The sequence below is a fragment of the Alkaliphilus sp. B6464 genome, assembly GCF_018141165.1.
In the GTDB taxonomy this organism is placed as follows: domain Bacteria; phylum Bacillota; class Clostridia; order Peptostreptococcales; family Natronincolaceae; genus Alkaliphilus_B.
Map to the genome: position 1 here is coordinate 127,240 of NZ_CP058557.1, position 13,852 is coordinate 141,091.

General features: G+C 32.6%; 12 protein-coding genes. All 12 read right to left on the reverse strand.

The features are described 5' to 3' along the window. Positions 1-111: 111 nt before the first annotated feature. The 12 genes from HYG84_RS00625 to HYG84_RS00680 all read right to left on the reverse strand — a co-directional run bounded on the left by HYG84_RS00625 (position 112) and on the right by HYG84_RS00680 (position 13,678). Entirely contained in the window at positions 112-1,116 is a 1,005-nt protein-coding gene (locus tag HYG84_RS00625; protein ID WP_212379763.1) for a helix-turn-helix domain-containing protein, read from the reverse strand. A 227-nt stretch (positions 1,117-1,343) separates the two neighbouring features. Beyond that, positions 1,344-2,264: a M15 family metallopeptidase gene (locus tag HYG84_RS00630; protein WP_212379765.1), complete on the reverse strand. Its 921-nt coding sequence runs from the start codon at positions 2,262-2,264 to the stop codon at positions 1,344-1,346. A 204-nt stretch (positions 2,265-2,468) separates the two neighbouring features. Beyond that, the gene (locus tag HYG84_RS00635) at positions 2,469-2,630 is read right to left on the reverse strand and encodes a rubredoxin (RefSeq protein WP_212379767.1); all 162 of its coding nucleotides are present in this window, start codon (positions 2,628-2,630) and stop codon (positions 2,469-2,471) included. 120 nt (positions 2,631-2,750) lie between these two features. Next, on the reverse strand, positions 2,751-3,431 hold the full coding sequence (locus HYG84_RS00640) for a YczE/YyaS/YitT family protein (protein ID WP_212379769.1): 681 nt from the start codon (positions 3,429-3,431) through the stop codon (positions 2,751-2,753). A 253-nt stretch (positions 3,432-3,684) separates the two neighbouring features. Further along, positions 3,685-5,469, reverse strand: a complete 1,785-nt coding sequence (locus tag HYG84_RS00645) for an NADH-dependent [FeFe] hydrogenase, group A6 (protein ID WP_212379771.1) — start codon at positions 5,467-5,469, stop codon at positions 3,685-3,687. 20 nt (positions 5,470-5,489) lie between these two features. After that, positions 5,490-7,259, reverse strand: coding sequence for a NuoF family protein (locus tag HYG84_RS00650; protein WP_212379773.1), 1,770 nt, complete (start codon positions 7,257-7,259; stop codon positions 5,490-5,492). An 11-nt stretch (positions 7,260-7,270) separates the two neighbouring features. Continuing rightward, on the reverse strand, positions 7,271-7,783 hold the full coding sequence (locus HYG84_RS00655; protein ID WP_212379775.1) for an NADH-quinone oxidoreductase subunit NuoE family protein: 513 nt from the start codon (positions 7,781-7,783) through the stop codon (positions 7,271-7,273). Between the two features lie 267 nt (positions 7,784-8,050). Continuing rightward, complete coding sequence (locus HYG84_RS00660) at positions 8,051-10,057, reverse strand: TRAP transporter permease (protein WP_212379777.1); 2,007 nt, start codon at positions 10,055-10,057, stop codon at positions 8,051-8,053. Continuing rightward, positions 10,054-10,581, reverse strand: a complete 528-nt coding sequence (locus HYG84_RS00665; RefSeq protein WP_212379779.1) for a DUF1850 domain-containing protein — start codon at positions 10,579-10,581, stop codon at positions 10,054-10,056. The genes HYG84_RS00660 and HYG84_RS00665 overlap by 4 nt, the downstream gene beginning before the upstream one ends. A gap of 16 nt (positions 10,582-10,597) precedes the next feature. Then, a complete protein-coding gene (locus HYG84_RS00670; RefSeq protein WP_212379781.1) occupies positions 10,598-11,590 on the reverse strand; it encodes a TAXI family TRAP transporter solute-binding subunit in 993 nt (330 codons plus the stop codon). A 313-nt stretch (positions 11,591-11,903) separates the two neighbouring features. Further along, complete coding sequence (locus tag HYG84_RS00675) at positions 11,904-12,065, reverse strand: hypothetical protein (RefSeq protein ID WP_212379783.1); 162 nt, start codon at positions 12,063-12,065, stop codon at positions 11,904-11,906. Positions 12,066-12,235: 170 nt separating this feature from the next. Then, entirely contained in the window at positions 12,236-13,678 is a 1,443-nt protein-coding gene (locus HYG84_RS00680; protein ID WP_212379785.1) for a potassium/proton antiporter, read from the reverse strand. Positions 13,679-13,852 lie beyond the last annotated feature (174 nt).

Below are 13,852 nucleotides of genomic sequence, written 5' to 3' on the forward strand. Positions count from 1 at the left end.
TTAACTGTATGTAAATTTTATATCTAATGAGAATAATTATCAACTCCGCCAAGTATTATTTATACTCCCAAAAGAAAAAATCATAAATAATATTTGCTATTATTTATGACTTTAAATATTCTTATTAACTTTTCTGCATTCACTAGGAGTTATATTAAACTTAAGCTTAAAGGCTTCTGAAAATTTGCTAGGATTAGTATATCCTACGTAACTTGCAATTTCTGATATATTTTTATCTGTATTTTCAATTAAATACTTTCCTTTATACATCCTAACTTCTCTTAGATAACCATATGGAGTGTTGTTAAACAATTCTTTAAACCCCTTCTTTAATTTATACGAATTTGTATTACACATTTCTGATAGCTCTTCTATACTAGGCGGATACTCTATATTTTTAATCAATATATCTTTAGCTTTATATATATATTCTTTGTCTGATTGTGTTAAGTTTATCTCTTTTCTTTTACTAATTCCATAACTTACACTCTTAGATATAATTTCCATAAGCTTACTTTGGCACAAAAGTAAACTTGTAACATCTTTAAAGTTATAGTTATACTTAAGTAAATCTTTCATATCCCACTCTATACTAGGAGGAGCTTTTACTTTAAAATAAGTATTTCCCTTAAGTATAGATTCTATAGACTTATCCCACTCTTTTAACATATTTTCTTCACACTCTGTAAAGAAAGTTTTTTTAAGCTCATCACCATCTAGCCCTATTACAATCCCAGAGTAGTTATCCAATTCCATATTAAAGCATTCGGTTTGTGGTAAATTATGATTTCTATAAAACATCAGATCTCCTTTTTTTAGATTAATCCAATCTTTTTCAATTTCTAGCCCTATAGTTGCTTCCCCATCTATACAATAATTAATTTCTAAAAATCGTTTCTCGTTTAATTCTGAATTTAAAAGTTCTCTACTAAAAGTATTGTTTTTACATAAACAAAATTCTAATCCTTTATTTAATATAACCCTGTTTAGCATACCACTACCTAAATAATCATTTACTTTATACTCAATAAATGTAGGATTCGTTATAGTTCTAGTTAAAAATCTTTTTTCCATTATATTAAAATATATTTCATTTATATTTTTGTTTCCATCCATTTTTTTACCCCTATTCTCTTTATACATCTATGTAAATAATATTGATTATCATTATTATATACCATAAATTAACTATATTAAAGATAGAGTTTTTAATTCAAATAAAATCTATCTTTAATAGCACTATACTTTTATTTCTTAAAAACCTTCATAAGATAAAAAGTCATAATTAATATTTTAAAATATTAATTATGACTTTAAGCTATCTACTAAATATCTTTTTTATTCTACTCGAATCCAAAGTATTCTTCTAATGTAATTCCTTCATTATGTATCTTTTCTGCCCCATCTTTTCCTACATATCTTATATGCCAAGGCTCGTAGCTATATCCTGTAATATCAGTTTTGTCCTTTAAGTACCTTATTATAAATCCAAACTTATGTGCATTACCCTTTAACCATTTACCTTCTTCTGTATCTCCAAATCCCTCTATTAGGTCAAACTTAGCACTTTGACTAGTTACGTCCATGGCAAGACCTGTTTGATGCTCACTTTCACCAGGTCTAGCACTTAATTTATTAGCTTCTTCTTCTCCAACTCTGTCAGCCCTATTTTTAAAAAGGCGCTCTTGGGTACTATAGGATCTATATCCAGAAACCGCATATAAGTATATGCCTTCTTCCTTTGCTTGATTAAAAAGTTCTTCTAAGGCACTAGCCGCTTCCTGCCTCATATATTTTTTTTCATGCTCTCCATCAAATGAAAACTTTACATTTGGCACTACCAAATCATTAGGCTTATAATTTGAATCTAAGTATCTTTTCTTATTTACTACAATTAAAATATCATCAACATCCTCAATAAGTTGTTTTTCATTACTCTTAGTCACATCTCCACCATCTTTTCCACCTTGTGGATCTTTATTTGTATTCTCATTCCTAGGGTTTTCTATAGACCCTTTTTCTCCATCATTATCTACGTTTGAAAGTTCATTATCTTTATCAGTAGGAGTATTATCATTAATAACGCTGGTACCTTCTTCTTCTATACCTCCAGCAACTACCTTATTAAAAAAGAAAGGCAGCTTACCCCTAACTAAAGAAGTAGCAGATAAAATTATGAATAATAACATTATAATTGTTATAAATGGTCTTTTAGTCTTTTTTCTTCTTCTCTTTTTTCTATTGTTTCTATTATTTGTCTCCACAGTATATCCCTCTTATCATTTATTCTTTAGTAGTTCAATCGACATAATTCATCTAATGCTAATGAAATTATACCATATTTGTCGAAAAATAAATGAAAAGATAGAAAAATTTAATACTTTCTTAACTAATACGAAATTATTATAGTTAGTTCTAACGGTGTAAAAATTAAAATACATATAATCAATATTACATACGCCATATAATTATTTTACTTCTTTAAAAGCCATTTTAGGCTGATTACATGTAGGACATTTCCAAGCCTCAGGTAAGTCCTCAAATTTTGTATTAGCCTTTATATCATGGGTCCAATCTCCTCTTTCAGGCTTGTAGGTATACCCACATACAGTACACTTATAATGATTCATTCACTCACCTCACTTAAAATATTTTCAACCTTCTACTTATTTAAAGATCTCTCAATCATTAAGAAAATATACTTTCTTATACAATAAAAAACAATATTATATTGACTAACTTGAGACAAATTAACTCTTAACCTGAGTCTTACTTTTATTTATCGCCACATAATCTGAAAGCTTCCTCTGGCATGTTGCTTTGGGATCAAAACTTTTCCATCTAAAAATCTTATCTAGTACATATCCTCCACTTAATGTGGCTATAACAGTTCCTAATCCAACTGTCCCTCCAAGTAAAAATCCAACTAATAGCACAACTGATTCTAGACCAGTTCTCACATATTTAACACTTAGGCCTGTTATTTGTACGAGCCCAACCATAAGTCCATCCCTAGGACCTGCACCTAATTCAAATCTTAAGTAGCGATACAGCCCATAGTTTAATACGATAAGTGCATAAAATAGTACCAATATCTTTAAAAAATAGTTTTCTGGCGATAGCACAATATTAAACTTAGAAATTAAATCTACAAATAATCCAACAAATGTCATATTAAGTATAGTTCCAATTCCGGGATAAATTTTAATAGTTATAGAAAAAAGAATAATAATAAATCCCATAATCTGAGTAACTTTTCCAAACTCTAAACCTGTTTTACTAGCAATACCCAAAACAAGTGTATCCCATGGAGCCATCCCAAAATTTAATACTTTAATTTGAGCTATTCCATAGGCACAAATTAAAAAACCTAAAAACAAACCAGGTATTTTTTTTACGTCTTCAATGAGCATTTCTTTGTTTATAGTCATATAGCACCTCTTTAATGTTGTGTGATATGCAAAGGTTTATATTATGTATTTATATAAACTATTGTACTCTTTTGAACTAATAACCTTTTAATATTAATAATAATTATATATATATTCTAATTATAATTCTACATATATTCTAACTTTTCTTTACAATTATTTTAAATTTAATAAAGAACATCTACTTTATAAGCAAACGTTCTTTATTATCTACCTTTATCGAAGCTTCCGATTAGTTTAATTATATTAGAGTCTAAATTCTCTCTCTTTCTTCATAATGTGTATGGAGTAACTTATGTGCCAATTCTCCAAATGGTTTTCCAAGATACTCCTCATAAAGCTGTATTATCTCAGGATTTTCATGGGACTTTCTTAATTTTTTATTTCTATCTTCCTGATATATTGCTTCTTGGCGTTTTTTAACAATTTGATAGTTTCCATGATGATATGGTTGCCCTCCACCAGCAATACATCCCCCAGGACAAGCCATAATCTCAATTGCATCGTATTTATCCTTACCCTCTCTTATCTCCTCCAAAAGCTCTCTAGCATTTCCCAAACCACTTGCAATACCTATTTTTAATTCTTTATCTCCTATTTTCACAGTTGCTTTTCTAAGTCCATCCATGCCTCTTAATTGTTCAAATTCAACATTTTCCAATTCTTCTCCAGTTATCCACTCATAGGCCGTACGAATAGCAGCTTCAATTACACCACCAGTTGTGCCAAATATTACAGAAGCACCAGTACTTTCTCCCATAACCCTATCATATTCGCTCTCTGGAAGTGTTTCAAATTCTATTCCCGCCTCCTTAATCATTGCCCCTAGCTCCCGTGTGGTAACTACAATATCCACATTATTATGTGCATCCTTTGTAAGCTCAGGCCTTTTAGCTTCTGCCTTTTTTGCTATACAGGGCATAATTGATACTACAACAATATTATCAGGGTCCAAACCATTTTTTTCTGCATAATAAGTCTTGGCTATAGTACCAAACATAATATGGGGAGATTTACAAGTTGAAGGTATCTCCAAAAGCTCTGGAAATTGATGTTCAATGAATTTAACCCAGGCAGGACAACAACTAGTAAGAATTGGTAATGTTTTATTGTTTTCTATACGATAGATTAATTCGGAAGCTTCCTCCATAATAGTAAGATCTGCACCAAAGTCCGTATCAAATACGCCATCAAATCCCATACGTTTCAAAGCAGTTACCATTTTACCAGTCACAATAGTTCCTGGCTCCATGTCAAATAGTTCTCCTAATGCAACACGAATAGCAGGTGCTGTTTGAACTATAACGTATTTATCGGGATCATTTAGGGCCTCCCAAACCTTATCCCTATGGTTTACTTCGGTTAGAGCAGCTGTAGGGCAAACTTGAACACATTGCCCGCAATAAGTACAGGATGATTCAACCATGGGTATGTTAAATGCAGGACCTACAAAAGCATCAAATCCACGACCAATTCCAGATAATATACCGCAGGTTTGAACCTCATTACACATTGTTTCACATCGCCTACAGTAAATGCATTTATTAGAATCTTTAACGATGGCATCACTTGAAATATCCTTAGGATAGTCCATTCTCTCTCCTTCCCATCGTATCTCTCTAATTCCTAACTCTGCTGCCAAGGATTGTAGTTCACATTCTCTATTTTTAGGACATGTAAAGCATTCATTTGGATGATTTGATAGAAGTAGTTCTACAGCTGACCTCCTTGCCGTAATTGAACGAAGAGTATCAGTGCGTATTTCCATACCTTCATGGGCAATTGTAACGCAAGATGGTACAAGTTTATTGCGATTATATCGTGAATCTACTAATTCTACCATACAGACTCTACAAGATGCCGTTTGATTAACCATCTTTATATCATGTAGATCAAGATGACATAGTGTCGGTATTTTAACTCCAACCTCATGGGCTGCCTCCAATATAGATATCCCCTCTGGAACAGCTATATTTTGATCGTTTATTTTAATATTAATAATTTTTTTATCCATATGTTTTTTTTCATTTTCAGCCATAATATCACCTCGCTCTTTTTTTAAGATTCAATTCCTATTTTATTCTTAGTAGTATACTTTCCTTCACCTTGAGGATTGTCCTCATCCTTTACAAAATCTAAATATTCTTTCCAAAAATATTTCATAGTACTAAGTACAGGATTCGGAGCTGTTTGTCCAAGTCCACATAACGAACCATCCTTAATCGTATAGGATAATTGTTTTAGTGCATCAATATCAGCCATTGTTCCTTCTCCACTAGTAATCTTATTAAGTATTTCATATAAACGCTTATTACCAATACGACAAGGAGTGCATCTACCACAGGATTCATCCATTGTAAACTCAATATAGAATTTTGCTATATTCACCATATTATCTCTTTCGTCCATTACAATCATACCACCAGAACCCATCATGGAACCTATCTCCAAAAGGCTATCATAGTCTATGGGGGTATCTAATCCCTCTTCAGTTATGACACCTCCCGACGGCCCACCGGTTTGTACTGCCTTAAACTTATGTCCTCCTAGTATACCTCCACCTATATCATAAATTATTTCACGTAATGTAGTACCCATAGGAACTTCTACGAGTCCCACATTGTTAATCTTGCCTGCAAGAGCAAATACCTTTGTTCCTTTACTTGTTTCAGTTCCTATTGAAGAAAACCAGCCTGCACCCTTTGTAATAATAGATGGGATATTAGCAAATGTTTCAACATTATTTACACAAGTAGGATGACCCCAATATCCTTCCTCTGCAGGATAAGGCGGTTTATAGTTTGGTTCTCCTCGTTTTCCTTCACAGGAATTGATTAGAGCTGTTTCTTCGCCACATACAAATGCTCCTGCTCCATACTTTATATCTATATCGAAACTAAAATCTGTATCTAAGATATTTTTTCCAAGTAGTCCAAGTTCTCTAGCCTGTTTTATAGCTGTATTAAGTCTAGATATTGCTAAGGGATACTCAGCTCGAATATATATAATCCCCTTATTTGCGCCAATCGCATAACCTCCAATAGCCATTGCCTCTAATATACTATTAGGGTCTCCTTCTAAAATACTTCTGTCCATAAAAGCACCTGGGTCTCCTTCATCAGCATTACAAATAATGAATTTTACATCACTCTTTTGCTTTTTAGTAATTTCCCATTTAAGTCCAGTAAGGAAACCTCCACCACCGCGACCACGTAGTCCAGATTTTTTTATTACATCAATTACTTCATCTCTAGTCATTTCTGTTAATACTTTTCCTAGAGCCTTATATCCTCCTAAAGCTATATATTCATATATATCCTCAGGATTTATTAAACCACAATTTTTCAAAGCTATACGGATTTGCTTTTGATAAAATGGAATTTCTAATTGTCTTCCTATTCTTTTATTTGTTATTGGTTCCTCGTATAAAAGTCGTTCTACTTGTTTTCCTTGTACAATATGCTCATCAACAATATCCTTTACATCCTTAGGTCCAACCCTTACGTAAAATATATTGTCTGGCTCTACCTTTACAATTGGCCCCTGCTCACAAAATCCAAAGCAACCCGTTTCAATAACTTGAACCTTATCTTCGTATTTTCTAGCCTTTATTATTAGTTCAAAGTTCTTTTTTACTTTTTTACTTTCACTTGATAAACAGCCTGTACCACCGCAAATCATAACATTATATTTTATTTCTTTACTTTCTGCTTCCACTGATTCTGAAATTTCTTTATCCTGTTCTTTTTCAACATGCTCACGTAAACTTACCTTATTAAAATAACTATCACTTATTTTTTTCAGTTCATCCATTGATTTTATCTGCATTGACACACCACCTAACTTCTATATGTTTTTAGTATTTCATCTATATCTTCTTCTTTAACTCGTCCATATACCTTGTCATCTACCATTATAACGGGTGCAAGTCCACAGGCTCCTATACAACGAATATCTTTAAGTGTAAATACACCATCTTCTGTTATTTCATTTGATTCTACTCCAAGTTTTTCCTTTAGTCTTTCCGCAATTTTATCAGCACCTCGAACAAAGCAAGCGGTACCTAAACAAACACTTAATGTATGCTTCCCCCTAGGCTTCGTAGTAAAATATGAGTAAAAGCTGACAACGCCGAAAACTTCTGCACCTGGAATACCTAATTTCCTTGCTACAAAAAGCTGTACATCCCTAGGTAGATAGTCAAATATGTCTTGAGCTTTATGGAGTATTTCAATTAAAGCTCCCTTAGTGGTCTCCATATTATCAATAAATTTTTCTAATTCATCAAACTTTTCTTTTGATAAATCTTCTTCCATAGGTTCCATTACACTAATATCTTGTGGTTTTGTCATTTAACTCACCATCCCTTCAGAACATTTAACCATCAGCTTCATACAATAATATTTTCTTTTTATTAAATACTCAGTACATTTTTTACTTATTCTAATAGCTTCTATTAGTGTGTTCCTATTATAAAAATTGATACATAAAATAAAGTGTTAGGGTGCGTACTTTTTACGCAACCTAACACTTTATTTAAAATATATCTTGTCTAATTCATTTATTAAATCTTGCCTTAATTTTGGCACAAATGCCCTTACGCTTTCTATATTTTTATTCTAATAATTAGCACTAGATGTGTCGGACTTGTTAATTTTAAGTCTAGATTTTTGCATAAAATATATAGAAGCTAATACAACTATACCAAAAGTATCACTTAGTAGCCCTGGCTTTAATAGTGAAAGGGCAGCTGCAAATAATAACACCCTTTCATATAGTTTACATGTATCTGTTAAATATCCTTCAACTGCACTAGCTAAGCATACTATACCAATAATAGCTGACAATATCACTGGTATTGCACTAATAAATGGCATAAATGTTACAGTCCCGTCAACTACCTCTTTTACAAGAATTAACGAAGAATCATAGGCAAATATATATGGGACTATAAAGGCGGCCAGTGCTATTTTAACGGCCTGAAATCCTGTTTTCATAGCATTGGCCCCTGCTATACCAGCGCCAGCATATGATGCAAGAGCTACTGGTGGGGTAATATCTGCGACTACTCCAAAGTATAGAATAAATAAATGGGCAGACATTAAGTTAACATCTAGTTTTATTAATGCTGGTACAGCCATTGTTGCAAGTACGATATACTTAGCTGTTGTTGGCAGTCCCATTCCAAGTATTATAGACGCTATCATTGTGAAGAATAATGTTAACAATAGTTTTCCTTGAGCCAAAGTAACAATAAGTTCCGCTATTCTTAATCCAAGACCAGTTAACGTTACTATACCAACAATTATACCTGCACAAGCACATGCACATGCTACTCCTACAGATCCCTTTGCCCCTTGCTCAAGGGCTCCTAAAAATTCATTAACTCCGAAAGATTTATCACCTTTAATCAGAGTTGCTGCAATAGCTATAATAATACTAATACCTATTGCATAAAAAGCAGATAATAAAGGTGTGTATCCCATTACTAGGAAAACTACAATAATAAATAGTGGAATTAACAAATATCCTTGGGATAACATTAGTTTGGATATCTTAGGCAATTTATCTTTTGGAAGGCCTTTTAGTCCTAATTTAGAAGCTTCTAAATGAACCATAGTACCAACAGCAAAGTAGTACAACATTGCAGGTATAGCTGCCGCGACAATAATCTTAATGTATGGTATACCTGTAAACTCCGCCATAATAAAAGCAGCAGCTCCCATTACCGGAGGCATTATTTGTCCCCCTGTTGATGCTGCCGCTTCTACAGCACCTGCAAAATGAGCCTTATACCCAGTTTTTTTCATTAAAGGTATAGTAAATGCACCTGTAGTTACTGTATTTGCAACAGAACTACCTGATATAGATCCCATAAATCCACTGGCAACAACCGCCGTCATGGCAGGGCCACTTTTTAAATGTCCAGTTAGTGAATAAGCTAAATCAATAAAAAACTTACCTACTCCTGTTTTATCTAGAAAAGCACCAAATAAAATAAACATAAATACAAATGTGGCTGATACCCCTATTGGTATACCTAATATACCTTCCAAAGTTAAATACATATGGCTTATAATTCTTTCCCAGGAAAAACCTCTATGACCTAAAACACCAGGTAAATATGGTCCAAATCGTGCGTATAGAATAAACAGAATGGCTACAATTGGCAATTCTGGCCCTACAGCCCTTCTAGTAATTTCTAAGGTTAATAGGATAGCTAATCCTCCAAACAAAATATCAACACTACTCATGTTTACACCTTTTAGAGCTATTTCTTTTGCAAATATAAACAAATAACCAAAAATAATTATGTTCAAAATAATAAATACATAATCAAGTATTGAAGCCTTTGTTTTATTTCCTTTTTTAGTAGCTGGAAATAATAAAAATCCTAAAGTAAAAGCAAAAATAATATGAAGTGACCTTTGCTTTACGGAAAGCAAGGTTCCAAATCCTGCAGTATATAGTTGAAATACAGACATGGCAATAGCTATATAAGTAGTTATTTTCCCAATTAAACCTGTAAGCTTTCTAGATTTACTTGCATCCATGTCGTATTCTTCTAATAACTTATCGACATCCATAGCCACATCACTTTCTGTAATTAAGTGTTTATCACTCATTGTTTTACCTCCTTCGCAAGATATAATAATAATGAAAATTTTTCGACTGTAAATCTTACGCCTTCCCTGGGTGCTGAAAAATCTAAAAATGGGTATGTTTTATTTCCTATATTGATCTTATGGTTAGCTCTTTCTGCTCCTGTTCTATATACAAGATCCTGCATAAGCTGATTAATATCATATATTCTGAATCCCCTTGTTGTGGTTTCAAACTTATAAGGCGTAGTTGATGGAAGGCCTGCTCCATAAGAATGAAAATAAGACTCTTTTAAAATAATATTATAGCTTTCATCGATAAAATATACCTCTATAACAGGAGTTAATTGAACGGAATGGGTGTATTCTATATAAAACTCTTCTCCCTTTTTTATAGGCCAACTCATTAAATATTCTCCAGTCCTATAATCAGAAGCTAACAAAACCCTAAATGGTATTAAAAATATCCCTAATAATATAAATAGTAATATAATAACTAGTGGTACTTTGTAATAGATTAAGGTATTGGAGACATCTCCAATACCCATCCCCCTAGATTTTCTACTACTTAACACCTTTTTCATCATAGTATCTTTGTGATCCCGGATGAACTTCGATCGGCATTCCTTTTAAAGCTGTTTCTAATTGAATATCATTTCCCCTTGTATGAGTATCAATAATTACTTGTCTTTTCTCAAATAAAGATTTTGTAAGATTATAAGCTAAATTCTCATCTAAATTTTCTGGTACAACAAGCATTGCCATAACAGCTGCAGTAGTTATATCAGCTTCTTGTCCTTTATAAGTTCCTTTTGGAATTACAACTTCTGTATAGAATGGATAATCTTTCTCCAATTGCGCAATTTTTTCTGAAGCTATAGGTACAACAACGATATTCGAAGTTTGAGCTACTTCAGTAACTGCTGAAGTAGGAACACCAGCGGTAAGAAAAGCTGCATCAATTTGCTTATTTTTTAGCTGATCTGCCGCCTCGTTAAAAGATAGGAAGTCAGCTTTTCCTAAGTCATCATACGTCATCCCATGAGCGGCTAGAACCTGTCTTACGTTAGCCTCTACACCAGATCCTGGAGCACCAATAGCAACTTTTTTACCCTTTAAATCTTCTACAGATTTAATTCCAGAGTTACTTGTAGCTACGATTTGAACTAATTCAGGGTAAAGCATTGCCATACCTCTAATATTTTCCATTTTTCCCTTACCTTCAAAACTTTCCGTTCCTGAAAATGCATAATATGTTATATCATTTTGCACAAAAGCTATCTCAGTTTCTCCCTTTGATACTAGTCCTATATTCTCAATAGAAGCTCCCGTTGATTGGGCATTAGCAGTAACCCCATCTACATTCTCGTTAAAAATTTTAGCCATAGCACCACCTAAAGGGTAATAAGTACCCGCTGGTCCACCAGTAGCTATAGAAATATAAGTCTTCTTCCCACCTGATTCCGATCCACCTGTTGATTGTTTCGGACTACATCCTGCTACTAAAGACGTAACTAAAGCTGATACTAATAAGATCGATGATACTTTTTTTAACATTACTGATCCCTCCCACATTTTATTCTATAAGCCAATGCATTACTGGCTTGTTCGGAAAATTCTAAAAATAGATTTTTTTCATTATATAATATTCTAATTTTAGAATTTTCCTTATAAAGATATTTTACATTACTTTTTCGATTTGTACCACCTATATTTTAAATTTTTTGTAACAGATTATATTTTACATAAAAAAAGGCATCCACTCATTAGTGAATACCCTATAATTTAAACTAGTTTCTTAAAAATCCCAATTATATATCAATTAATAATTACATTCTAGTAATATGTCATGTGATTCATTAAACAAACACTATTCCATCTTAATGCTAGTAAGTTTATCTATTACCTTATCTAGGTCTTTGCTACCTTTTATTAATTTTTCCTTATTATAGTCATGGCAATTAGAGCTTAAATCCTTAATTTCATCTACTAAACGTTGTTTCTCTCTCATTATTTCCTTTATTCCTTCCATACCTGTTCCCCCATTTATATTTATAAGGTCAAATTTTGCATAGCATATATCCTAATTAACAAATCTGGGACTATACTCGATAATTATTGCAAAGCTTGCCAAACAAGTAAATTATATCATTAAGTTTACTCTATAATCAACTATAAAGTCAGAAAATTTAAAAACTAATTTTAAAAATTAAAAGAACTCTTTATTTTTTCATCCATAGACATAAGCTGCTCTCTATTACCGCCAGCTAACATCATAATGTCTCCAGCTTTAATTTCGGTTGCACCTCTAGGAGTAATTATTTTCCCATTACGTCTGACCATTACTATTAAAATATCCATAGGAATATCTAGATCCATTATAGTTTTGTTTGCAATATTACTACCTTCAGGAATTTTAACCTCTAATAGTTCGGCATGGATTTCTCCAGAATAGTCAGTAAATGTTTTTAATACAGTTTCCTCTGACCCAATTAAATTTAGTTTTTTAGCTATAGGAATAAAAAGCGTCCCCTGCACTAAAACCGATACTACTGCAACAAAAAATACAATATTAAATATATAATCAGCAACAGCCAAGCCAGCAGTTAAAGGGTATGTGGCAAATACAATAGCTGCCGCTCCACGGAAGCCTACCCAAGATACAAGTAATTGATCCTTAATAGGTCTTTTAAAAATACTTAGTATAAGAAAAACTGCGATAGGTCGTGCAACAAATATAATAAATATAGCCGTTGCAATACCAGGTAAAATTACATTAAGTAATCTCGATGGGAAAACTAATAAGCCAAGGGTAAAAAAGAGTAGTATTTGCATAAGCCAAGATAGTCCATCAAAATATCTAACTAAACTAACCTTGTGCACCAACCTGCTGTTACCCATAATAATCCCCGTAATATAAACAGCTAAAAATCCATTCCCAGCAAATAGCTCTGCTAAAGCAAAAGATAAAAGTGCAACACCTATAACAATAATAGAATACAGCCCATCTATATCTAGCTTTATATTGTTAATAAGCCATACTGCGAGCTTACCTACAATAGCACCAACTATTAATCCTAGGGCTATTTGTGTAGCTAAAAGCAAAAATACATTTTCACCTTTACCTAAAATTAACCCTAAAAATATAGTAGTTAGCATATAGGCCATTGGATCGTTAGATCCACTTTCCATTTCGAGCATTGGAGCAAGCCCATTTTTTAAATCTAATTTCTTTGATCTTAAAATTGAGAAAACAGATGCAGCATCTGTAGATGATATGATGGAACCTAATAGCATTCCTTCGAGAAAAGTTAATCCAAGTACAAAATGGCTAAATATACCTATTAGAAGTGCTGTTAATGCAACACCAAAAGTAGCAAGTACGGCTGATGAAAAAGCTACTGGCTTCGCTGTTTTCCAGTTAGTACCAAATCCTCCTGAAAACATAATAAATACTAGTCCTAAGTTACTTATACTTGTAGCTAGCTGGGCGTTGTCAAAATAAACACCACCTATACCTTCCGACCCCATTATCATTCCCATTGCAAGAAACATAGCAAGAGTGGGTATACCATATCTATATAGTACTTTACTAGAAATGGCACATGTTAGTAAAATTATTCCTGAAATTAATAAAATGTTCACAAAATACCCCCTTATTAAATATTTTAGTATATAAATTAGTGCATACTTCTTTATTATACTATAATTTTGGAAAGAATAAATTATTTTATCAAAGTAGACTCAATTTACATTGTAAGCTTGTATATGTATTTATGTTTTATTATAGAAAAAAAGATCTGTAACCTAATGTAATAT